The sequence below is a fragment of the Geobacillus sp. WSUCF-018B genome, from assembly GCF_002809985.1.
GTDB lineage: Bacteria > Bacillota > Bacilli > Bacillales > Anoxybacillaceae > Geobacillus > Geobacillus thermophilus.
This window is the reverse complement of sequence record NZ_PIJF01000023.1, coordinates 21505-43188: the sequence shown is the minus strand read 5'-3', so window position 1 is coordinate 43188 and position 21684 is coordinate 21505. Positions and strand designations below refer to the sequence as shown.

Annotated in this window: 22 protein-coding genes; 1 reads left to right on the top strand and 21 read right to left on the bottom strand. The window is 55.8% G+C overall.

The annotated features are described in order from the left end of the window. Nucleotides 1-132 precede the first annotated feature (132 nt). From CV944_RS08760 to CV944_RS08660, 21 genes are all read right to left on the bottom strand, one after another. The gene (locus CV944_RS08760) at nucleotides 133-1905 is read right to left on the bottom strand and encodes a peptidoglycan D,D-transpeptidase FtsI family protein (protein ID WP_100664084.1); all 1773 of its coding nucleotides are present in this window, start codon (nucleotides 1903-1905) and stop codon (nucleotides 133-135) included. A gap of 114 nt (nucleotides 1906-2019) precedes the next feature. After that, nucleotides 2020-2496, bottom strand: a complete 477-nt coding sequence (gene greA / locus CV944_RS08755) for a transcription elongation factor GreA (protein ID WP_011232025.1) — start codon at nucleotides 2494-2496, stop codon at nucleotides 2020-2022. A 107-nt stretch (nucleotides 2497-2603) separates the two neighbouring features. After that, the gene (gene udk / locus CV944_RS08750; protein WP_033014751.1) at nucleotides 2604-3239 is read right to left on the bottom strand and encodes a uridine kinase; all 636 of its coding nucleotides are present in this window, start codon (nucleotides 3237-3239) and stop codon (nucleotides 2604-2606) included. A gap of 1 nt (nucleotide 3240) precedes the next feature. After that, nucleotides 3241-4509, bottom strand: coding sequence for a peptidase U32 family protein (locus CV944_RS08745; RefSeq protein ID WP_033011943.1), 1269 nt, complete (start codon nucleotides 4507-4509; stop codon nucleotides 3241-3243). A gap of 17 nt (nucleotides 4510-4526) precedes the next feature. Beyond that, the gene (locus CV944_RS08740) at nucleotides 4527-5456 is read right to left on the bottom strand and encodes a peptidase U32 family protein (protein WP_100664083.1); all 930 of its coding nucleotides are present in this window, start codon (nucleotides 5454-5456) and stop codon (nucleotides 4527-4529) included. Beyond that, on the bottom strand, nucleotides 5453-6106 hold the full coding sequence (locus CV944_RS08735) for an O-methyltransferase (RefSeq protein ID WP_033014754.1): 654 nt from the start codon (nucleotides 6104-6106) through the stop codon (nucleotides 5453-5455). The genes CV944_RS08740 and CV944_RS08735 overlap by 4 nt, the downstream gene beginning before the upstream one ends. 181 nt (nucleotides 6107-6287) lie before the next feature. Continuing rightward, nucleotides 6288-7379, bottom strand: a complete 1092-nt coding sequence (gene mltG / locus CV944_RS08730) for an endolytic transglycosylase MltG (protein ID WP_094239003.1) — start codon at nucleotides 7377-7379, stop codon at nucleotides 6288-6290. Between the two features lie 99 nt (nucleotides 7380-7478). Then, nucleotides 7479-7778: a DUF1292 domain-containing protein gene (locus CV944_RS08725; protein ID WP_044743322.1), complete on the bottom strand. Its 300-nt coding sequence runs from the start codon at nucleotides 7776-7778 to the stop codon at nucleotides 7479-7481. Nucleotides 7779-7793: 15 nt separating this feature from the next. Further along, nucleotides 7794-8210, bottom strand: a complete 417-nt coding sequence (ruvX, locus tag CV944_RS08720; protein WP_100664082.1) for a Holliday junction resolvase RuvX — start codon at nucleotides 8208-8210, stop codon at nucleotides 7794-7796. Nucleotides 8211-8213: 3 nt separating this feature from the next. Next, the gene (locus tag CV944_RS08715) at nucleotides 8214-8480 is read right to left on the bottom strand and encodes an IreB family regulatory phosphoprotein (RefSeq protein WP_015375467.1); all 267 of its coding nucleotides are present in this window, start codon (nucleotides 8478-8480) and stop codon (nucleotides 8214-8216) included. Between the two features lie 69 nt (nucleotides 8481-8549). Further along, nucleotides 8550-11186: an alanine--tRNA ligase gene (gene alaS / locus CV944_RS08710; protein ID WP_100664081.1), complete on the bottom strand. Its 2637-nt coding sequence runs from the start codon at nucleotides 11184-11186 to the stop codon at nucleotides 8550-8552. 317 nt (nucleotides 11187-11503) lie between these two features. After that, complete coding sequence (locus CV944_RS08705; protein ID WP_100664080.1) at nucleotides 11504-12565, bottom strand: AI-2E family transporter; 1062 nt, start codon at nucleotides 12563-12565, stop codon at nucleotides 11504-11506. A 121-nt stretch (nucleotides 12566-12686) separates the two neighbouring features. Next, entirely contained in the window at nucleotides 12687-12821 is a 135-nt protein-coding gene (locus CV944_RS08700; protein ID WP_080729662.1) for a YrzQ family protein, read from the bottom strand. An 11-nt stretch (nucleotides 12822-12832) separates the two neighbouring features. Beyond that, nucleotides 12833-13024 carry a hypothetical protein gene (locus tag CV944_RS08695; protein ID WP_033011933.1) on the bottom strand — a complete coding sequence of 64 codons (192 nt, stop codon included), beginning with the start codon at nucleotides 13022-13024 and terminating at the stop codon, nucleotides 12833-12835. Between the two features lie 15 nt (nucleotides 13025-13039). Further along, complete coding sequence (locus tag CV944_RS08690; protein WP_033011931.1) at nucleotides 13040-13513, bottom strand: PRC-barrel domain-containing protein; 474 nt, start codon at nucleotides 13511-13513, stop codon at nucleotides 13040-13042. A gap of 25 nt (nucleotides 13514-13538) precedes the next feature. Then, complete coding sequence (recD2, locus tag CV944_RS08685; protein WP_100664079.1) at nucleotides 13539-15899, bottom strand: SF1B family DNA helicase RecD2; 2361 nt, start codon at nucleotides 15897-15899, stop codon at nucleotides 13539-13541. Nucleotides 15900-15917: 18 nt separating this feature from the next. After that, complete coding sequence (locus CV944_RS08680; protein WP_080729660.1) at nucleotides 15918-16580, bottom strand: tetratricopeptide repeat protein; 663 nt, start codon at nucleotides 16578-16580, stop codon at nucleotides 15918-15920. A 75-nt stretch (nucleotides 16581-16655) separates the two neighbouring features. Continuing rightward, on the bottom strand, nucleotides 16656-17771 hold the full coding sequence (mnmA, locus tag CV944_RS08675; protein ID WP_100664078.1) for a tRNA 2-thiouridine(34) synthase MnmA: 1116 nt from the start codon (nucleotides 17769-17771) through the stop codon (nucleotides 16656-16658). Nucleotides 17772-17785: 14 nt separating this feature from the next. Next, nucleotides 17786-18928 carry a cysteine desulfurase family protein gene (locus CV944_RS08670; protein ID WP_044743327.1) on the bottom strand — a complete coding sequence of 381 codons (1143 nt, stop codon included), beginning with the start codon at nucleotides 18926-18928 and terminating at the stop codon, nucleotides 17786-17788. A gap of 22 nt (nucleotides 18929-18950) precedes the next feature. After that, nucleotides 18951-19367, bottom strand: a complete 417-nt coding sequence (gene cymR, locus CV944_RS08665; protein ID WP_011232042.1) for a cysteine metabolism transcriptional regulator CymR — start codon at nucleotides 19365-19367, stop codon at nucleotides 18951-18953. A gap of 148 nt (nucleotides 19368-19515) precedes the next feature. Continuing rightward, nucleotides 19516-20811 (bottom strand): replication-associated recombination protein A, encoded by a 1296-nt coding sequence (locus CV944_RS08660; RefSeq protein ID WP_033011924.1) that lies wholly within the window; start codon nucleotides 20809-20811, stop codon nucleotides 19516-19518. Nucleotides 20812-20999: 188 nt separating this feature from the next. On the opposite strand from CV944_RS08660, the gene CV944_RS08655 reads away from it, so the two are divergent. Continuing rightward, nucleotides 21000-21650, top strand: a complete 651-nt coding sequence (locus CV944_RS08655; RefSeq protein ID WP_100660181.1) for an RsfA family transcriptional regulator — start codon at nucleotides 21000-21002, stop codon at nucleotides 21648-21650. Nucleotides 21651-21684 lie beyond the last annotated feature (34 nt).

Sequence of the window (21684 nt, the reverse complement as noted above, 5' to 3'; positions counted from 1 at the left end):
TTGGCATGATGGTAGGTATTGTTTGACACCCCTGCATCATACCAAGAGGGCTTTTTTTGATCAAGTCCCCGGAAAAGCTCCTAACGGGAATGCTCCTTTATGTGGCCGCAACGAATTCATTATATCGATTCGTCACTCCTGGTCGTTTTTGTTTCGGTCATACGCATAAAGCGCCTCAACCGCCGCGGCAAACACATCATTCGTGGCCGCCTGTCCGCTCGGGCAGTCGAGCTCGACGACGGCGAGGGCGTATTTCGGGCGGTCAGCTGGGAAATAGCCGGCAAACCATTTATTGATTAATTCGCTGCCGCCCTTCGTTTTTCCTGTCTCCGCCGTCCCGGATTTGCCGGCCACTTCGTACGGAAGCGAGCGAAAGCGGCGGCCGGTGCCGTCTTCATTGATGACGACGCCGCGCAGCAGCTGCTGGAGCTGCCTTGCCGTTTGCGGCGCAAGCGGCTCCTTGTCCGTCGCCGGCTCGGGTGAAAAAGAAAACAACGTCGTCCCGTTTTTATACAGCACTTTGTCCACGACCCGCACCTTCAAGGCCTCGCCGCCGCGGGCGATCGTCGCCATCATGTTGGCGACGCCAAGCGGGGAGACGCGCACATCTTTTTGCCCAATGGCCGTTTGCGCCACGGCAAGCGGCACCCGCTTATCGCGCTTGTCGTGCCAAATCGTTCCTTTCTGCTCTTCTGGAAATTGACGGAAATGTTCCTCATGGTACACGGCTCCTTCCCAGCCGGCTGTCGGATACAACCCGAGCTTTTCCGCATACGTTTCCAATGCATCCGGGTCATGGCGAACAAGCTGTTTGCCGAGCGCGGCAAACGCGTTGTTGCAGCTGACGGCAAAGCTGTCGGCCAAGTTGAGCATGCCGTAGTCGTGCTCCTCATCCAGCGTCGTGCCGTCAATTTTTTTGCTGCAATCAAACATCGCAGCAGGCGAAGCCAGCCCTTCCTCAAGCGCCGCGGCGGCGACAACCGTTTTAAAGACGGAGCCGGGAATTTGCGGCAGCACCATTTGATTTTCCGCCCCGCGGTTTTTATACGGGTCGCGCGGATTCATATTGGGGCGGCTGACCATGGCGAGCACGCTGCTGTCGTCCACCTCGAGCAGGACGAGCCCGCCTTTTTTCAACCCGTACCGGTCCACGATTTGCTCCATTTCTTGCTGGATATCACGATCGAGCGTCGTTTGGACAGTCGCCGGGTAAAACGGATTGCCCGGGTCGCTGTATTTCACATCAAGCCCAAACAGCGGCCTTCCTTCAGCGTCAACGTGGTACAACAGCTTCGTTTCGCCATCTGTGAGCAAAAACTCGTCGAACGCCTTCTCAAGCCCTTGAATGCCAACTTCAGCCTGCGGCGGGAGCGAACGCTTCGGATAGCGCGTGCGCAGAAGCTTCTCATCCTTCCGGGTAAAGCCAAGCAAATGCGGCGCATACACCGTCTCAAGCGGATATTGTTTCTTGACAGCAAAAACCCCGGGGATGCGCAAGTCGTTAATTTGCTTCATTTGGCTGGCGCTTAAGGCGAGCGGCTCGCCGTCTTGCTGCAGGATGAACGGGCCGTTTGCCTCCTCAAGCTGGCGGCGGATGTCTTCCACCGTAACGCCGGCGATGCGGGCGACTTGCTCAATCGGCCATTTCATCGTCGCCAAAAACGGAAACAGCACAAGCGACGGCACGTACCGCTTTGTCAGCGGGCGGCCATTCCGGTCGACGAACGAGCCGCGCCCGTCGTCAATCGTCAGCTCCTGCGTACGCTGGGCGACGCTTTCCGCGATTAAATTGCGGCCGGCAAACGATTCCGGATCAATGAGCTGGATTTGCGCTAACCGGCCGATCAGCAGCAGCAAGGCAGCCTGGATGAGCGCGATGGTGACGATTGTCCGTTTTTTCCACATAATGAAAACACCTCATCATCAGTTTCGACGAGGTGTTTTCCTTTCAAACGTGCCGTCGGCGGCGATTTGCTGCAGCCTTCATTCGGAGCGGCCCGGACGCGGCGGTCCGCCTGTTTATTTGACCGCCACGATTTTGACCAGCATTTCCCCGCCCGGCGTTTGCACCGTCACCTCATCGCCGACGCGGCGGCCGAGAAGCGATTTGGCAATCGGCGAGTCGTTGGAAATTTTCCCTTCGAACGGGTCGGCCTCGGCGCTGCCGACGATCGTGTACGTCTCTTCTTCGCCGTCCGGAAGCTCGATGAACGTCACCGACTTGCCAAGCGAGACGACATCCGGGTTTTCTTTGTCTTCTTCAATGATGACGGCGTTGCGGATCATGTTTTCAAGCATTTGAATGCGCGATTCCACAAACGCTTGCTCGTCTTTCGCGGCGTCATATTCCGAGTTTTCCGACAGATCCCCGAACCCGCGGGCGATTTTGATTCGTTCAACGACTTCTTTCCGCTTGACCGTTTTTAAGTACTCAAGCTCTTGTTCCAGTTTCTCTTTTCCCTCTTTCGTCATTGGATACTGCTTTTCATTCGCCATTTGTCTCACTCCTCTATGTTCTGCATTATGTAAAACGTACGAACAGAAAAACAACTGTTCGTACGCTTACTTGGTATATAATATATTGTTTTGTCTCTGTTATGTTATTATAAAAACGCTTTTTGTTCAAGAACTGTGCGAATTTTTGCCACCATTAAATCGATGGCGACTGCGTTTTGCCCGCCTTCTGGAATGATCACGTCCGCGTAGCGTTTCGTCGGTTCGACAAACTGGTTGTGCATCGGCCGCACGACGGACAAATACTGCTCAATGACCGAATCAAACGTGCGGCCGCGCTCTTTCATATCGCGGATGAGGCGGCGGATGATGCGAATGTCCGGGTCGGTGTCGACGTACACTTTGATGTCCATCAAATTGCGGAGCCGCTCATCCTCCAAAACGAGAATGCCTTCCAAAATAATGACATCCTTCGGCTCGACGCGGACGACTTCGTTCGAACGGGTATGCAGCTTATAGTCATACACCGGCTTGTCGATCGGCTCATAGCGAAGCAGCCGATGAACGTGCTCGATCAACAAGTCGTTGTCAAACGCCAACGGATGGTCGTAGTTCGTCTTCAGCCGCTCTTCAAACGGGAGATGGCTTTGGTCCTTGTAATAAAAATCTTGCTCGAGCACAAGAATCGAGTGATCGCCGAAATGGTCATAAATTGCGCGGGCGACGCTCGTCTTTCCCGAGCCGGAGCCGCCGGCGACGCCGATGACAACGGGCTTGTCCGCCATCTCAATTCTCCTTTCTCATCATGTTGTACGGGAAGAGAGGGCGTTTGACTCGCACCTTGACGATTTGCAGCGGGTGGCGGGCCGCATCGAGCTCGTTGCCGTCTTCATCCCAAATAGTGTCGATCACTTGGGTAAAGTTTTCGATTTCCGGGCCGAAAAATTCGACCTCATCACCCGGTTTAAAATGGTTGCGCTGCTGGATGGTGGCGATGCCGGTCTCCGGATCGTAGCCAAGCACAAGGCCGGCAAACTCATGTGTCGTCTTCCGGCTGTGCGTGCCGTACATATGGTTCGTATAATCCGGAAACCCGTCAAAAAACGACGGCGCTGTTTCGCGGTTGGCGCACTTGTCAAGCTCCCGCACCCACTCTTCGCGAATCGTGAAATGATCCGGGTCGGCACAGTAGGCGTCAATCACTTTCCGGTAGACGCTCACAACCGTCGCCACATAATGGATCGACTTCATCCGCCCTTCAATTTTCAAGCTGTCAACGCCAAGCTCAATCATCGCCGGAATGGCGCGGATGAGGTTTAAATCTTTCGCGCTCATGGCAAACGGAGCATCGCCCTCAGCAAACAGCGGGATTTCCCGTCCGTCAGCCAGCTGGTACAAGTCATAGTCCCAGCGGCACGACTGGCAGCACCCGCCGCGGTTCGAGTCGCGCGCCGTCATATGGTTGCTCAACACGCAGCGGCCCGAGTAGGCGGAACACATCGCTCCGTGGATGAACGCCTCGATTTCGATATCGACTTTTTCTTTGATTTGCCGAATTTCCTCGGCGCTCACCTCGCGGGCGAGCACGACCCGCTCGAGCCCTTCCTCTTTCCAAAACTGGACCGCTTTCCAGTTCGAAAGCGATTGCTGGGTGCTTAAATGCACTTCAAGCTTCGGCGCCACCCGGCGCGCCGTCTCAATAATGAGCGGGTCGGCGACGATAATGCCATGGACGCCGGCATCTTCGAGCGCCCGCAAATAGTCGTCAAGGCCGGGAATGTTTTCATTATGCGCATAAATGTTGGCCGTGACGTATACTTTTGCTCCGTATCGGTTGGCAAATTCAACTCCTTCGCGAATTTCGTCAATCGTGAAGTTGTCGGCGTTGGCGCGCAGGCTGTACTCTTGGCCGCCGATAAAGACGGCATCCGCCCCGTAATGGACGGCAATTTTCAGCTTTTCCAGGTTGCCGGCCGGCGCAAGCAATTCCGGTTTTTTCACAATGACGCGCTTGCCGTCAACGATTTCGGAAATGCGGTCGTTTTTCAGCAGCATTCGTTCTCCCTCCTTTGTCAATAAATCGTCTCTTTGAAGAAAAATCCGGTGTCCAATCGGCGGTGCGGCGGTTGGAGCGCCTCAACGGCGGCAAGCAGCCCCTCTTTTTCCCGCTCATACTGCTCGCGGTCTTTGGCGCACATATCAATGGCGCGGCGGTACAGCTTTGTCACTTCCGTAATGTAGCGAGACTCATGCAAAATGCCATCGATTTTGAAGCTGTCAATGCCGGCTTCGATCATGTCGCCAAGCTCGTCGATGATGCAAACATCGTTTGGGCTCATAATATGCGTGCCGTTTTCATCTTCAAAAATCGGATATTTGTTGTCGCGCTCCTTGTCGTATAAAAACATCCCTTTTTCATATTTTTTTCGTTCAATTTCCATCACTTTTCCTTGATACTCGAAGTAGTTGCCGATGAGCGAACGCTTCGATTGGTACATGCACGTCGCCCCATGCACTTGCACTTCGATTTCCACTTCGGCATGGGCTTTGATTTCCAAAATGGCGTCCATGTTCAACTCGCGGGCGAGCACAGCGCGCTTCGCTCCTTTTCGCCCCCAATAGTTGCACGTATACCAGTTCGTCGCCGTCGTTTCCGTGCTCCAGTGGAGCTTCATATGAGGGGCGGCCTCGCGAACCGTCAACAGCACGGCCGGGTCGCCAAACACGATGGCGTCAGCGCCGGCGGCGGCGACAAAAGCGATATAATCGCCCAGTTCATCGACTTTGTCATTATGAAAAATGGCGTTCATCGCCACATACACGTTCATGCCGTGCCGATGAGCCGCTTCGATGGCCGCAGCAACGTCGGCGCGGGAAAATTCGCCGGCAAGCCGCAAGCCATAGCGCTGTTCGCCGATCATTACAGCGTCCGCTCCCGCTTCAGCCAATTCCTCAATATGGGAAACGCTCGTCGGCGTGACGAGCAATTCCGGTTTTTTCATTCTCGTTCACCTCGTTTTTTCGATATAGCCAGCCCGTCGCCAACGGGAATGATGACCGTGTCGTAATCGCTCCGGGCCATCAGCCATTCATTGTAGCGCCGGATTTTTTGCGCGATGTTCCACAGCCGCTTATTGCCCGCAGGCTCTTCAGCCGCGACAAGCCCTTTAAACAGCACGTTGTCGCTAATGACAAGGCCGCCCTCGGCCAGAAGCGGCTCATACAGCGTAAAAAAGCGCTCATATTGCCCTTTGGCCGCGTCGATAAACAGCACATCAAACGGCGCCGCCGCTGCCGCATCCGCCACAGCGTCAAGCGCATCGCCCAAAATCACCTCAATCCGTCCGGCTATGTTCATTTTCTCGATATAAAAACGGGCGCGCTCGTACCGCTCCCGGTCTTTTTCAATCGTCACAATGCGCACATCCGGCAGCGCCTTCGCCATCCGGATCGCCGAATAGCCGATCGCGGTGCCGATTTCCAAAATGCGGCGCGGCGCAGCCAAGTTCAACACAAACAGCAGCACCTCCATGCTCACCGGATCGATGATCGGCACGCGCTGTTCGCGGGCGTACCGCTCCATTTCCGCGATTTCTGCATCCGGCGCCGGGCGCAGCTGCCGCAAATAACGGACGATATGTTCTGAAAGCAAGAGGACTCCTCCTCCTCCGTCGATCATGTCATCAGCATGAAAAATAAGAGCCGCCAACCGACTCTTATCGTTGGCCGCCGCCCGATTCAGGCGGCGGCGCTGTTCAACTTTATTATAGTATCATAAACGGGCAAAAAAGCGAAGCCGTTTTGCCCATTGAGCAAGCAACTTCCAGTTTGCGCTATTGTTTCCCAATGTATTTCGCTTTTTCGCGGTTATGCTCGGCGAGCGTTTTCGTGAAAATGACGTCGCCCGCCGGAGTGGCCAGAAAGTATAAATAGTCGGTCGCAGCCGGCTGAAGCGCCGCTTCGATCGACATCTCGCCGGCGTTGGCGATCGGACCGGGCGGCAGCCCTTGATGAATGTAGGTATTATACGGCGAATCAACTTGCAAGTCTTTATACAGCACCCGATCTTTATGTTTGCCGAGCGCGTACAGGACGGTCGGATCGGTTTGCAGCGGCATGCCGATGCGCAGCCGGTTGTAAAAGACGCTGGCGATTTTTTCGCGGTCGGCTTTCTCGGTCGCCTCTTCTTCGATTAACGACGACAGGGTCAACAATCGATGCGGCGACAATTGTTTTTCTTTCATCGTCTCTTTGTATTGACCGAGCACCTCCGCCGTTTTCGCGACCATCGCCTCAATGATCTCCGGAAGCGGCGGCTTTTGGTCGGCAAACACGTAAGTGGCCGGAAACAGGTAGCCTTCAAGCGGATAACGAATGCCGCGCTGAAAAATGTCCGCTGTCAACAACTCAGGGTACGTGCGGCGAAGCTGTTCAATATACGCGCGATCGTTCAACAGCTTCATCACGTCTTCCTGCTTGTACCCGGTTTTGGCGGCGATGATGGCAGCGATTTGCACAAGCTGCGACCCTTCTGGAATGGTGAGCTTCAATCCGATTTTTAGCGACCGGCCGGTTTGCAATAGCTCGATGATGCGCGCCATCGGCATCGCCCGCGTCAGCTCATACTCCCCCGCTTGAAAGCCTGACTCGTTTTTCCAGCGAACATAGAAGCGAAAGACGGCCGCGCTTTTAATGAGCCGCTTTCGTTCAAGCTGTTCGGCAATATCCGCCGCCGATGAGCCGACCGGAATCGACACATGGACAGGAGTGCGGTCGTTCGGAGCAACCGGCTGGAACGCCGAACGGATGTAGAAAAAACTGCCGGCGCCGGCGATGACGATTGCAGCCAGCAGGACGGCGCAGACGATCAAGACGGTTTTCCGTCCAAGCCGCGCCTTGGGCGCCTTGAAACCATTCTGGTTCATTTCCAGCCTCCTTTCATCGGCCATATTATACTACAACTTTCGGCATTTTTCGCCTTTGGACGCTAAAAAACGGCCGCCCGCAGGCAGCCGTTTTGTCCGTTACGCCTCGTCTTCTCCTTCTTGCTCGGCGCAAAACGTATTCCACACTTCTTCAATCATATCCCATTCTTCTTCCGTTTCGATCGGGAGCAGCTCGCCCTCTTCGTTTTCATTGCCTGGGACAAAGGCTGAGACGTGCACCTCTGTCTCGCCGTCCTCGTCTTCGGCTTCGGCGCCGACCGGATAGTAAAACACGTACGATTTGCCAAAATCGTCCGATTCAAACGTAAACAAAATTTCGCACAGCTGCTCGTTGCCATGTTCGTCGACAACGGTAATGTGACGGTCTCCGTGTTCCATGTTTTCTCCTCCAATTTATCGTTTACTGTCCAAATATGACTGCAAAATGACGGCCGCCGCCATTTTGTCAATGACTTTCCGCCGCTTTTTCCGGCTGACATCGGCGGCAATCAGCATCCGCTCGGCGGCCATCGTCGACAGCCGTTCATCCCAGAGCACAACCGGCAAAGAAAACTCCTTGCGCAGTTTGGCGGCGAACCGCTCACTTGCCTCAGCGCGCGGTCCGAGCGTGCCGTTCATGTTTTTCGGCCATCCGACGACGATCGCATCGACGCCGTACTCATCGATAAGGGCGCGCAGCCGCTCTAAACCATAATCGCCGCGCTCCTCATCGATGGCGATCGTCTCGAGTCCTTGCGCCGTCCAGCCAAGCTCATCGCTCACCGCGACGCCGAGCGTTTTCGTTCCGAGATCAAGCCCCAATATCCGCATCGGTCAATCCTTTCGTTGCCCCTGTAAATAGAATTTCACCAATTCCTCGATTAATTCGTCACGTTCGATTTTGCGGATGAGCGCGCGCGCATCTTTATGGCGCGGGATGTAAGCCGGGTCGCCGGACAGCAGGTAGCCGACAATTTGGTTGATCGGGTTGTAGCCTTTTTCTTGCAAGGCGTCATACACCGTCAACAACACTTCGCGGACATTCGTTTCCGCCGGCTCTTCGGAAAAATGAAACTGCATCGTTTGATCAAACGAGCTCACCGTTTCCACCTCGCTCTTTGTTCGGGCCATCCCCTTCTCTTACATCCATTGTACACGATCCGCGCCCATTTAGGAAATGGATTTCACCCACGTTTCGACATAGTTGAGCGCCTCGGCGACTTTCTGCGCATCTTTGCCGCCTGCCTGCGCCAAATCCGGCCGTCCGCCGCCTCCTCCACCGCAGCGTGACGCCACTTCTTTCACCAGTTTGCCGGCGTGGAATCCTTGTTTCACCAAGTCGTCGGTCACCGCAGCAATCAGCTGCACTTTTCCGCCTTGCACCGCCGCCAAGACAATGACTGCAGTGCCTAGTTTTTGCTTCAAGTCATCGGCCATCGCCCGCAGCTGGTTCATGTCGTTCGCCTGCACTTTCGCGGCCAACACCGGCACGCCGTTTACGTCTTTCACCTGGCGGGTGAGGTGCTCTGCCTCCATATGCGCGAGGCGGGCTGACAGCGATTCGTTTTCGCGCTCGAGCTCTTTCAGCTCGGCAAACAGTCCGTCAAGACGCGCATTCAATTCTTTCGGGCTTGTTTTCAGCTTTTGCGCCGCCTCTTGCAAAATAGCCAGCTGTTCGCTCATAAAGCGGTACGCCGCTTCCCCGGTCACCGCCTCAATGCGGCGCGTGCCGGCGCCGATGCCCGATTCGGAGACGATTTTAAACAGGCCGATGGCTGACGTGTTTGGCACATGGCAGCCGCCGCACAGCTCCAAGCTGTAGTCGCCCACCTTCACGACGCGGACGATGTCGCCGTACTTTTCGCCAAACAGCGCCATCGCGCCCATCGCTTTCGCTTCTTCAAGCGGTTTGTAGAAAATGTCGACCGGAAGGCTTTTCCAAATTTGCTCGTTGACGATCGCTTCAATGCGCTCAAGCTCCTCCGGCTTCACTTGCCCGAAGTGGGTAAAGTCAAAACGGAGCCGGTCTGGAGCGACGAGCGAGCCCGCCTGGTTGACATGGCGGCCGAGCACGTCTTTCAGCGCCTGATGGAGCAAATGGGTTGCCGTATGGTTTTTGATAATGCGGGCCCGTTTCGCTTCATCAACGCGCGCCGTATACACCGCACCTTTTTTCACCGTACCGCTCTCGACGACGATCGAATGAAGATGCTGTCCGTTTGGCGCTTTTTGCACATCTTTGACGACCGCCGTTCCCGTCTCGCCGGCAAACGTTCCTTGGTCGGCGATTTGGCCGCCGCTTTCAGCGTAAAACGGCGTCACATCGACGATGATTTGCGCCTCTTCGCCGGCGCGGACTTCCTCGACAAGCTGTCCGTCTTTGACGATGGCGAGAACGGTGGAAGAAGCGACGAGCTCATCGTAGCCGACGAAGCGGCTTTCGTCTTTAATGTCGCCAAGGACGCCGCCTTGCACCTGCATCGAATCCACGTCTTGGCGGGCGGCGCGTGCCCGTTCGCGCTGCCGTTCCATTTCTCGTTCAAACCCGTCATGGTCGACTTTCATTCCCGCTTCTGCCGCGTATTCCTCCGTCAGCTCGATCGGGAAGCCGTACGTATCGTACAGGCGGAACACGTCCTCGCCGGGGATGACGTCGCTTCCTTCGGATTTGGCCTTCTCGATCACGTTGCTTAAAATGGCGAGCCCTTCGTGAAGCGTCTCATGGAACCGCTCCTCCTCACTGCGGATGACGCGGGCGATAAAATCGGCTTTTTCTTTCACTTCCGGATAATAGTCATGCATAATTTCGCCGACAACCGGGACGAGCTCGTACATAAACGGACGCTCAATGCCGATGTGTTTCGCGTAGCGCACGGCGCGGCGGAGCAGGCGGCGCAATACATAGCCGCGGCCCTCGTTTGACGGCAGCGCCCCATCGCCGATCGCAAACGTCACCGCGCGAATATGGTCGGCGATCACTTTAAACGCGACGTCTTTCTCCCGGTCTTCGCCATACCGTTCGCCGGAAATTTGCTCGGTGGCGCGGATGATCGGCATAAACAAGTCGGTTTCAAAGTTTGTCGGCACATCTTGCAAAATCGAGCACATCCGCTCCAAGCCCATGCCGGTGTCGATGTTTTTCTTCGGCAGCGGCGTGTACGTGCCGTCCGGGTTATGGTTGAACTGCGAAAAGACAAGGTTCCATACTTCCAAGTAGCGCTCGTTTTCCCCGCCCGGGTACAGCTCTGGGTCGTTCGGATCGTTGCCGAACGCTTCACCGCGGTCGTAAAAAATTTCCGTATTCGGGCCGCTCGGGCCTTCCCCGATATCCCAGAAGTTTCCTTCGAGGCGGATGATCCGTTCTTCCGGCAGGCCGATTTCGTTGCGCCAAATGTTGTACGCTTCCTCGTCTTCCGGATGGACCGTGACGGACAGCCGTTCCGGATCAAAGCCAATCCATTTGTCGCTCGTTAAAAACTCCCATGCCCAATGAATCGCTTCACGCTTGAAATAATCGCCGATCGAAAAGTTGCCGAGCATTTCAAAAAACGTATGGTGGCGCGCCGTTTTCCCGACATTTTCGATGTCGTTCGTGCGGATCGATTTTTGCGCATTGCAAATGCGCGGATTTTCGGGAATGATGCGGCCGTCAAAATACTTTTTCAACGTCGCGACGCCGCTGTTGATCCACAGCAGCGACGGGTCGTCAACCGGAATGAGCGACGCGCTCGGCTCCACCGCATGGCCTTTTTCCTGGAAAAACTGCAAAAACATGCGCCGCACTTCGGCAGATGTCAGTTTCTTCATGATGATCCTCCCCTTTGTTTTTTCTATAAAAAAACTCCCATCCCTTGGCAGGGACGAGAGTTGCGCTCGCGGTACCACCCTGTTTATGGGCACAAAACGCCCATCACCTCTTCGGCCGTAACGCAGCCTTGCGTCAGGTTTTGCCTGCGCTCCGGATTAGCCTTCTGTTGCCCTTCATCTGGAATTTCTTTCAGCCGCGGAAATTCCTCTCTGTGCGCCGGTTGCGCGTTAAGATGGACTGCAACATACTCGATCCGTCATCGCGTTATGTATTCGCTTTGTTCATTGAAAGATTATAGACAAGCAACAGGCGTTTGTCAATGCGGGGCGTAATGTTCTTTCCAGTGCGATACGGCCACTTTCAGCACCGCTGCAGTGGGGACGGCGAGGATGAGGCCGGGCACGCCGGCCAGCTCGCCGCCGGCAAACAGTGCCAGCATGATGGCAAGCGGATGCATATGCACGCTTTTGCCGACAATGAGCGGTGATAAAACGTTCCCTTCAAGAAACTGCAAGGCAAAAATGATGATCAGCACGATGATCACCATTTTGAGCGAGATGGTCGCCGCCAAAATCACAGCCGGAATCGCGCCGAGCAACGGGCCGAAGTACGGAATGATGTTCGTCAGCCCGATGATAAATCCAAGCAAAAGCGGATAGTCCATGCCGGCGAGCCAAAGGCCGAGCGCCGCCGCGAGGCCGATCGCCGCGCAGACGAACAGCTGGCCGCGAATATAGCCGCCAAGCGACTCGTCGACATCTTTTAAAAACGCCATCCCCGGTTCGCGCCATCGCTTTGGCGTCATGTACCAAACCGCTCTTTTCAACACCTCAATGTCTTTTAGCATATAAAACACGATAAATGGGATGAGCAAAAGCGTCGCCGCCGAACCGATGAATGATTTGGCGGCGTCGATCGCCATCGTCACCGCTCCCGCCGCCGCCTCTTCGAGTTGGACAAACATCGCTTCAATGCGCGTATGCACTTCCATCGGCCATGTCGATGTTTCATCATGAACATGGCGCGCCCACCGGCGGTATGTATCCATTAATGACGGCAGCTGCTCGTCCAATTCCCGCAGCTGGGCGATGAATAGCGGCACGCCGCGGTAAAGCCCGTAGCCGACAGCTCCGAAAAACAAAACGTAAATGAGCAAAATGGCCAGCGCGCGCGGCACCCCTTTGCGATGGATGAACTCCACGAGCGGATGAAGCAGGTACGTAATAAACGCCGCCAGCAAAAACGGGGCTAAGGCGGTGGCGACAAAATCGACGACCGGCCACCATACGTCTTTCATCCGGACGATTAAATACACGATTGCGGTAACTAACAGCCACTTTCCAATGCGCAAAAATGACAGCCATTGCTGCTCGCCCATCGCCACACCTCCTACCGTTTAGTGTAGGAGATGAAGTTGGAAATATGCTTCCGTTATCTCTTCCACTATTTCACAAAAAAGCAAGCCGCCCCCGCCGCGCGGGCGGGAAGCGGCAACGGCTTTAACGGATCGCCTGCATCAAGCGGCGGCGCATTCTCCGCATCGTGCGGCCGTTCGTCCAACCGTTGCGCTGGGCGAGCTGGTATGCAGCGACACCCAACCCGACAGCCAACAGCGACGTCATCGTCCGGTTCATGCTTGTCCCCCCTAATATGGGATCGTGCGCTCATGGTCGTCAAACAAGTCATCCAAGGAGCTTAACGTCCCGTCTTCCTCGACTTGATGGGCGTGGATCATCCCTTTCGAGACGGACAGCTCAATGAAGCAATCCCAGCAATAATACTGGTTGACACCAATTTTCCCCAGATTTTTTCGCTTGCAATTGGGGCAAATGAGCATCGACAGCCACTCTCCTTACATCATAGTTTCCACGGTGATGACGCCTTCCCTGGCGGTGAACGGAACTGCCTCCATCCGTTTCTTTCCTTCGGTCAAATCAGAAAAAAATCCCTCGCTGATCTCGTATCCATCAATCTTGCCCAATTGCCCGTCAAAGTATACATCATCCAGCAGTCCGATCGCTTTTCCGTTCGCAGCAACGACCATGCTGCCGGCAAGGCCGCGTTCACCGTAAAGAGAGTGGCCGCTCTCGGCAGAGGGAAATGGCTGGAAGCTGTCAGCATCATGGATGATGACTTTATCGTTTTGCAACGACTGCACGGCGGAAAGCGGCAAGTAGCGGCGGCGGCCAAACAAACCGCCCCGTTCCGCTACCAACCCTTTGACCGTGCCGTGGCTGGTAAACCAAATGTCCGCGATCGTCCCGACCGCTTTCCCTGTCGTTTGCTCATAAATGGGAAGCCCTTTGACGTCGGAAAACGTCCGCATCATTCTCCCACCTTTCCAGCCACCTTTAGCTTGTCTCATCATCCATAAAGTCATACGGCGTAACGTTTTCCATCCCGATGTTCGCATCCTCAAACGGCAGCTCCCTTTCACCCAACGGCGCCGCCGCGGCCGTCAGCTTTTCGGCGAGCGCCGTCTGGCGGCCGCTGTCGCTCCGCTGGGCGACGCCAAGCCGAAACGCTTCCTCTTCGCCGCACAAGATGAGAAATTGTTTGCTTCGCGTCACCGCCGTATAGAGCAAGTTTCGTTTCAACATCCGGTAGTAGCTTTTTACGACGGGCAAGATGACAATCGGAAATTCGCTCCCTTGTGCTTTATGGACCGAGCAGCAATACGCATGCGTAATTTGCGCCAAGTCTTGCCTTGTGTATGTGACCTCAATGCCATCGAATGAGACAACGAGCAAATCTTGCTTTTCAATATTTTCCTTGGCGTAAAAAATGGCAACGATTTCGCCGATGTCGCCGTTAAATACATTGTCTTCCGGTTGATTGACAAGCTGCAGCACTTTGTCGCCGACCCGGTATACGACCTCGCCGACCGCCAGCTCCCGCTTTCCGGCAGCCGGAGGGTTGAACAGCTCCTGCAGCACTTTGTTCAACTGGTCGATGCCGGCCGGGCCGCGGTACATCGGGGCGAGCACTTGAATATCTTTGACGGAAAACCCTTTTTTGCGGGCGTTGTCGGCGATTTGCCGGACGACGTCCGCCACTTGTCCGGCGCGGCAGCGGATGAAGGAACGATCCGCCTTGGGAGCGGTCAAGTCGGCCGGCACCATCCCGCGCTTCATCTCATGGGCGAGCTCAATGATCGACGACCCTTCCGCCTGGCGGTACACGTCAGTCAGCCGCACGGACGGAATAACGCCTGATTGAAGCAAATCTTTCAGCACTTGTCCAGGCCCCACAGAAGGCAATTGGTCTTCGTCGCCGACGAAAACGACTTGCATGCCGTTTGGCACCGCTTTGAGCAGCTGATTGGCCAGCCATGTGTCGACCATTGACATTTCGTCCACAATCAGCAGCCGGCCGGCGATCGGCTCATCTTCATCGCGGCTGAACCCTTCCGCCCCGTTCCAGCCGAGCAGCCGGTGAATCGTCGCGGCTGGCAGCCCGGTCGCCTCGCTCATCCGTTTCGCCGCCCGGCCGGTCGGTGCGGCAAGCAGCACGGGAAACGGCTCGTCATGTTTATAATCAGCGGGATCAAGCGAGATGCCGTTGAGCGCGGCAAACAGCTCGACAATGCCTCGAATGACCGTCGTCTTCCCCGTGCCCGGACCGCCGGTCAAAATAAAAAGCGGCGAGGAAAGGGCGCGCTCGATGGCCTCTTTTTGCTGGGGGGCGTATTGCATGCCAAGCCGCTCCTCAAGCGCCCCGAGCGCCAATAAAAACTCCGACTCGGCAAACGCGGCCGGAGGCGGCTGCCCGAGCAGCCGCTTAATGTTGGAGACGATCCCTTTCTCGGCGAAGTAAAGGGAGGGGAGATAATAACGCCCTTGCTCGGCGATCAGCTTCCCTTCCTCGCTTAACATCAGAAGCGTTTGGCCGATCGCTTGTTCATCCACCGCACCGCTTTGCCTTCCATCAAGCAGCTCCCCGATGCGCTCCATCAGCTCTTCCTCGCGCAAATACACGTGCCCTTCCTGCAAGCACGCCTGTTCGAGAACAAACAGCGAAGCAGCGCGCAGCCGGGCCGGATGGCTGCCGGAAATGCCGAGCTGGCGGCCGAGCTCATCGGCGCGTCCAAAACCGATTCCTTCAATGTCCTCGACGAGTTGATACGGGTTCTCGTGGATGATGTCAATCGCCTCTTCGCCATACGCTTGGTAAATTTTCATGGCCAGCTGCGGGCCGAACCCAAACTGGGCAAGGGCAATCATCGTTTGTTCCAATCCTTCGTGAGCGCGGAGCGATTCGTACAATCGTTTCGCTTTTTGCTTCGTCAGCTTCGGCACTTTCAAAAGCGCATCCGGGTCGCGCAAAATCGCAGCGATCGCGTTTTCGCCAAGCGCCTCGACAATCGCCGCCGCTGTTTTTTTGCCGATCCCTTTAAACAAGCCGCTCGACAAATAATGGATGACCCCTTCTTTCGTGTTGGGAAGCTGTTTGCGGAACTGTTCGGCCGCATACTGTCGGCCAAAGCGCGGGTGTTGGCGGAACTGGCCGTAAAAGACATATACGTCTCCTTCATGCAAGCGTGGAAAATAGCCGGTGACGATGACTTCCTCCTCGACCGGCTCCTCATTCGTCTCTTCAACGCGAATGCGGGCGACGGTATAAAGCGTTTCCTCATTGTGGAAGATGACTGACAAACATGCTCCCTTAATGAACGTGCGTCCGTCCAAGGCAAGCGTTTGCTGCTCTTGCAAGAACGATCCCCCGCCTTTTTACGGCGCAAGCCGCTTTTCCATCAGTTTTTTCCCGTACCCGGCGAGCAGATGATCCGGCTTGGCGTCCAGCGCGGCCGCAAACCAATCGCGGGCGGCTGCCCAGTCGTCTTGATACGCATAAATGACGCCTAAATTGTAATACGCATCAGCGTGGCCCGGCTGGAGCGCAATCGTTTTTTCAAAATACCGTTTCGCCTCTTCCACATATTCGAGGTGGGCAAGGCAAAGACCAAGTTGAAAGAGCGCTTCAGCATCCGTTTCATTCAGTTCGGCCGCCCGTTGCAAATACGGCAGCGCCAGGCGCGGCATCTCCAGCCGCAACAGCGACATGCCGAGCATAAAATGTGTATCCGCATCATTCAGCCCGAGCTGAAGCGCCCGCTCAAACATGTCTTTCGCCTGGGCGAACTGCTCGCGTTTGTAATGCACTGTGCCGATGCCGTAATACGCGGCCGCCGCCCGCTCATCGAGCGCCAGCGCCTGTCGGAAGCAGTCGAGCGCTTTCTCTTCCTCGCCGGCCGCAGCCAAAACGGTGCCGATGTTAATGTAGCCGGCCGGGTCTTCGGGCTGTTCCTGGACCGCTTTTGAAAAGCAACGGAGCGCCTCTTCATGCTCCCCGGCGCGCATATGCAAAAGCCCTTGTTCGTTCCAATTGGCCACCGCTCATCCCCCATTTCCTGCCGTTCGTTTTGCCTGCATGTCTGATCCGCGCTGCAGCGGCGCACAAAACAGAGATCAGCCGACATACCAAAGCTTTTCGCCGTTGCGGAACACTTCATCGATGATGCCGCCGCCAAGACACTCCTCGCCGTTGTAGAACACAACCGCCTGCCCCGGCGTCACCGCCCGCGCCGGCTCATCGAACACGACTTCGGCTTTGCCGTCTGGAAGCGGTCGAACTTCGACGCCGACATCCGGCTGGCGATAGCGGAATTTCGCCGTACAGCGGAACGGCGCTTCCGGTTTGCGGTCAGACACCCAGTTGACATCGATCGCTTTTAATGATGTGGAGTACAAATAATCGTTTTCAAACCCTTGGGCGACATACAACACGTTTTCGCGCACATCCTTGCCGACGACAAACCACGGCTCGCCGCCGCCGCCGATGCCAAGGCCGTGGCGCTGGCCGATCGTGTAATACATCACCCCGTCATGCCGCCCTTTCACTTCGCCGTCAAGCGTTTTCATTACCCCTGGCTGAGCCGGCAAATACTGGCTTAAAAATTCTTTGAAGTCCCGCTCGCCGATAAAGCAAATGCCGGTGCTGTCCTTTTTCCCGGCGGTGGCAAGCCCTGCTTCTTTCGCAAGGCGGCGGACGTCCGCCTTGTGCAAATGGCCGATTGGGAACATCACTTTTGACAGCTGGGCTTGGCCGAGCTGGTTCAAAAAGTACGTCTGATCTTTGTTCGGATCAGCGCCGCGCAGCATTTTATACTCGCCATCGCGAAATTCGACGCGGGCGTAATGGCCGGTCGCCACGTAGTCGGCGCCGATCGACATGGCGTGGTCCAAAAACGCCTTGAATTTGATCTCTTTGTTGCACATCACGTCCGGGTTCGGGGTGCGACCGGCTTTGTATTCATTCAAAAAGTACGTAAACACTTTGTCCCAATACTGTTTTTCAAAATTGACCGCATAATACGGAATGCCGATTTGATTGCAGACGCGCACGACATCTTCATAATCTTCGGTCGCCGTGCAAACGCCGTTTTCATCGGTGTCGTCCCAGTTTTTCATGAAAATGCCGATCACATCGTACCCTTGTTCTTTCAGCAACAAAGCAGCAACCGACGAGTCGACCCCGCCTGACATGCCGACGACGACGCGCGTTTCGTGCGGGGCTTTGTTCATGATGCTTCGCCTCCTTACCGATTGGTCAGCCGCTTGACGATGTTGACCGTTTCTTCCGCGGCTTGCTCAATTTGTTCCTTTGTATTGCCGAGCCCAAAGCTGAAGCGGACGGACGAGCGAATGCGCTCCGATTCTTTTCCGCACATGGCCACGAGCACATGCGACGGATCGATCGACCCGGCCGTGCATGCTGAGCCGCTTGAGGCGGCAATGCCCGCCAAATCGAGATTGACAAGCAGCGATTCCACGTTCGTTCCCGGGAAGGCGACATTTAAAATGTGCGGCAAGCCGTCCGGACTGCCGTTGACCACATAGTCGATGCCCGAAGAGCGGAAAATATCGATCATCGCTTCACGCCAAGCCGCATATTGCTTGCGTTTGTCGCCCCTCGTCCGCTCGGCGATCTCCGCCGCCTGCGCCAAACCGATAATGCCCGGCACATTTTCCGTTCCGGCGCGCCGCTTCCGCTCTTGCTCCCCGCCGAAAAGGAGCGGAGCGATTTTCACCGTTTCGCGCACATAAAGCGCCCCAATTCCTTTTGGACCGTTAATTTTATGGCTTGAGAGCGACAGCAAATCAATCCCGTACTCATTGACATCGATCGGAATGAGGCCGTATGCTTGGACGGCATCGGTATGGAAATAAGCCGGATGGTCGCGCAAAAGCGCGCCAATTTCGCGGATCGGCTGAATCGTGCCCACTTCATTGTTGGCGAACATGACCGATACGACAATCGTCTCGTCGCGCAGCGCGGCTTTCACGTCATCCGCCGAGACCATCCCTTGTTCATTGACCGGCAAATACGTCACCTCAAACCCTTGCGTCTCTAAATATTCACAGGCGCGCAGCACGGCGTGGTGCTCAATGGCAGTCGTAATAATATGACGGCCGCGGCTGCGGTTGGCCATCGCCGTCCCGATGAGCGCGAAGTTGTCGGCTTCCGTTCCCCCGCTTGTGAACACGATTTCCGTCTCTTTCGCCCCGATCGAGCGGGCGATGACAGCCCGCGCCTCATCAACGCCCCGGCGGCTTTGCCGGCCAAAGTAATGGATGCTAGACGGGTTGCCGAACTGTTCGGTCATCCAATGGACCATGCCGGCTGCCACTTCCGGGTGAACGGGAGAGGTGGCGGCATGATCCAAGTAAATCCGTTGCACCGGTCATTCCCCTTTCTGTTGCTTAAATATAAAACATATATGCCCCTTCGTCTCCATCGCTATACTTCGCCAAATCTTCAAGCGTCGTGCTGTCAAGCACTTCCTCGACCGCATCGCGGATGCGAATCCATAGCTCGCGCTTCGCCGGCTCCTCCTCTTCCAGCTCCTCAACCGGGGTCAACGGTCCTTCCAGCACGCGCAAAATGTCGCCGGCGGTAATTTTCGCCGGATGCTCGGCAAGCACATAGCCGCCATACGCCCCGCGGATGCTTTTGACAAGCCCGGCGTTGCGCAGCGGCGTCACAAGCTGCTCGAGGTAATGTTCTGATAAATTGTTGGCTTTGGCAATCGAACGAAGCGAAATCGGACGGTCGCCATATTTTTTCGCCAATTCAATCATAATCGTCAGCCCATACCGGCCTTTCGTTGAAATTTTCATCATATCCCCCCTAAAGAAACGACATCATGAAGAGGCCGGCAAAATACAAACTTCCGCGCAGCCATGGCATATATCGATGAACCATGATCGTCATGTTCCCCCTCTTGGAAAATCGCCTGTGTTATTATACCATAAATGCCCCGCACGTTCACGGACTAGCCTTGCCGCCATGCTTTAACTGCTCAAGCCGCCGGTACACCTTGGCGTAATGTTTTTCCTCGCCATGCTCTTTCGGTTCATAATAGCGGACGCCTTCTAGAGCGGAGGGCAAATACGCTTGCGCCACCCAGCCGTTCGGATAATCGTGCGGATATAAATAGCCTTGTCCGTGCCCAAGCAAAGCCGCTCCTTTGTAATGGGCATCTTTCAAATGATCGGGAATGTCGCCAAGTTTGCCGGCGCGCACATCGGCCAGCGCGGCATCGAGCGCCTTGTAGGCGCTGTTGGATTTCGGGCTCAAGCAAAGTTCGATCGTCACAACCGAAAGCGGGATGCGCGCTTCCGGCAGCCCGATCCGCTCCGCTGCCGCCACCGCCGCCTGCACCTTCACGCCCATCATCGGATTGGCAAGCCCAATATCCTCATAGGCGATCACAAGCAGCCGCCGGCAAACGGCCGCCAAGTCACCGCCTTCAAGCAAGCGTGCCAAGTAATGAAGGGCGGCATCGACATCGCTGCCGCGCACGCTTTTTTGAAAAGCCGACAGCAGCGAGTAATAGTGATCGCCATATTTGTCATGGACAAAGCCGCGATTCGCCGTGCATGAAGCGACAACCGTTTCATCGATATACAGGCGGCCGTCGCGCTCATCAGCCGCCGCCACCGCCGCCTCAAGAAGCGAAAGCGCGGCGCGCGCATCCCCGCCGGCCGCCGCGGCCAAGCGCCATAGAAGCGCCTCCTCGATCATGATCGACATCTCTCCAAAACCGCGTTCCGAATCGGCGAGCGCCCGTTTCAAAATTACGATTAAATCCTCGGGCTCAAGCCGTTTCAACTGCTGAATTTGCCCGCACCGGCTGCGAATGGCTGGGTTCACTTCGTGAAACGGGTTTTCCGTCGTCGCCCCAATGAGCGTGATGAGCCCTGATTCCATATGGGGGAGAAGCACATCTTGCTGGGCTTTATTTAGCCGGTGGATTTCATCGATAAACAAAAGGACATTGCCCGACCAACGCGCCGCCTCAGCCGCCTCTTCGATCTCCTTTTTTCCGGCGGCCGTTGCGTTTAAAGCCACCAGCTCCCGTCCGGCCGTGCGGGCGATGGCATAAGCGAGCGACGTCTTTCCCGTTCCCGGTTCCCCATACAGCAAAAGCGACGGCACCCATCCTTTTTTTACCATTTTATAAAGCGGCGTCCCCGGCCCGATCAAATGCGCTTGTCCGACAATCTCATCGATCGTCCGCGGGCGCATCCGCACCGCCAGCGGCTCTGTCGTATTTCGCATGCGAATCCCTCCTGCGTTTCATTGTACAGCGGCGGCGGCGGTTTCGCCAAATCGAATCTTCCGCTTTGCGCCTTTACCGGCCTCGCCGGCGGAAAGGATATGCCGAAAATCGACAACCTGGAGTTTAAAGTGGAAAAAGGACGGAAAAACTATTATCATATCAACATTACATTTGCGGGGTGGACAGCATGAAGACGAGACAAGATGCATGGTCGCATGAAGAGGATGTACTGCTTGCAGAAACGGTACTGCAATACATACGCGAAGGCAAAACGCAGCTCGCCGCCTTCGAAAAGGTCGGAAAACAGTTGCGGCGGACGGCGGCGGCATGCGGGTTTCGCTGGAACGCCGAGGTGCGGAAACGGCACCTTGAAGCCATTGAACAGGCAAAAAAACAGCGAAAAGAACGGAAACGGGCATTGGAAATGATGAAAAAATGGCAAAAGGAGGCGGCCGCCGTATCGTTCGGCGCCCCTGACAATCCGAAGCTTGCCGAGGGATCGTCCCCGTTTCTCCCGGCTACCACGTTGACGCTTGACGAGTGCATTTCCTTTTTGCAAAGGCTGCGGAACGACGTTGAGCAGCTGGAAGCCGCCCGCCGGGAAAACGAGCGACTGAAACGGGAACGGGCGGAGTGGCAGGCTCGCAATGAACAGTTGGCCAAAAAGGCCGAACGCTTGGAAGCGCGCCAGACGACGGTGCGCGAAGATTACGAGGCGCTCGTCAAAATTATGGCCCGCGCCCGTCAGCTTGCCTCCGAAGAAGGCGACCGCTTTTCCCTCGCCCAGCTTCTTCTCTCCGAAACGGGCGGACAAGTCGAACCGATGGCCCATTCATAACGAAACAAGAGGCAATGGCATGCATCGCCCCTTG

Coding starts and splice junctions, on each gene's coding strand:
- CV944_RS08700 (WP_080729662.1), bottom strand. CDS start 12,821: ATGAACCGGACGATGACGTCGCTGTTGGCTGTCGGGTTGGGTGTCGCT.
- alaS (WP_100664081.1), bottom strand. CDS start 11,186: ATGAAGAAACTGACATCTGCCGAAGTGCGGCGCATGTTTTTGCAGTTT.
- ruvX (WP_100664082.1), bottom strand. CDS start 8,210: ATGCGGATATTGGGGCTTGATCTCGGAACGAAAACGCTCGGCGTCGCG.
- udk (WP_033014751.1), bottom strand. CDS start 3,239: ATGGCGGACAAGCCCGTTGTCATCGGCGTCGCCGGCGGCTCCGGCTCG.
- CV944_RS08655 (WP_100660181.1), top strand. CDS start 21,000: ATGAAGACGAGACAAGATGCATGGTCGCATGAAGAGGATGTACTGCTT.
- CV944_RS08690 (WP_033011931.1), bottom strand. CDS start 13,513: ATGCGGACGTTTTCCGACGTCAAAGGGCTTCCCATTTATGAGCAAACG.
- CV944_RS08725 (WP_044743322.1), bottom strand. CDS start 7,778: ATGGAACACGGAGACCGTCACATTACCGTTGTCGACGAACATGGCAAC.
- CV944_RS08660 (WP_033011924.1), bottom strand. CDS start 20,811: ATGCGAAATACGACAGAGCCGCTGGCGGTGCGGATGCGCCCGCGGACG.
- CV944_RS08760 (WP_100664084.1), bottom strand. CDS start 1,905: ATGTGGAAAAAACGGACAATCGTCACCATCGCGCTCATCCAGGCTGCC.
- greA (WP_011232025.1), bottom strand. CDS start 2,496: ATGGCGAATGAAAAGCAGTATCCAATGACGAAAGAGGGAAAAGAGAAA.
- cymR (WP_011232042.1), bottom strand. CDS start 19,367: ATGAAAATTTCAACGAAAGGCCGGTATGGGCTGACGATTATGATTGAA.
- CV944_RS08740 (WP_100664083.1), bottom strand. CDS start 5,456: ATGAAAAAACCGGAATTGCTCGTCACGCCGACGAGCGTTTCCCATATT.
- CV944_RS08705 (WP_100664080.1), bottom strand. CDS start 12,565: ATGGGCGAGCAGCAATGGCTGTCATTTTTGCGCATTGGAAAGTGGCTG.
- mnmA (WP_100664078.1), bottom strand. CDS start 17,771: ATGAACAAAGCCCCGCACGAAACGCGCGTCGTCGTCGGCATGTCAGGC.
- mltG (WP_094239003.1), bottom strand. CDS start 7,379: ATGAACCAGAATGGTTTCAAGGCGCCCAAGGCGCGGCTTGGACGGAAA.
- CV944_RS08745 (WP_033011943.1), bottom strand. CDS start 4,509: ATGCTGCTGAAAAACGACCGCATTTCCGAAATCGTTGACGGCAAGCGC.
- CV944_RS08695 (WP_033011933.1), bottom strand. CDS start 13,024: ATGCTCATTTGCCCCAATTGCAAGCGAAAAAATCTGGGGAAAATTGGT.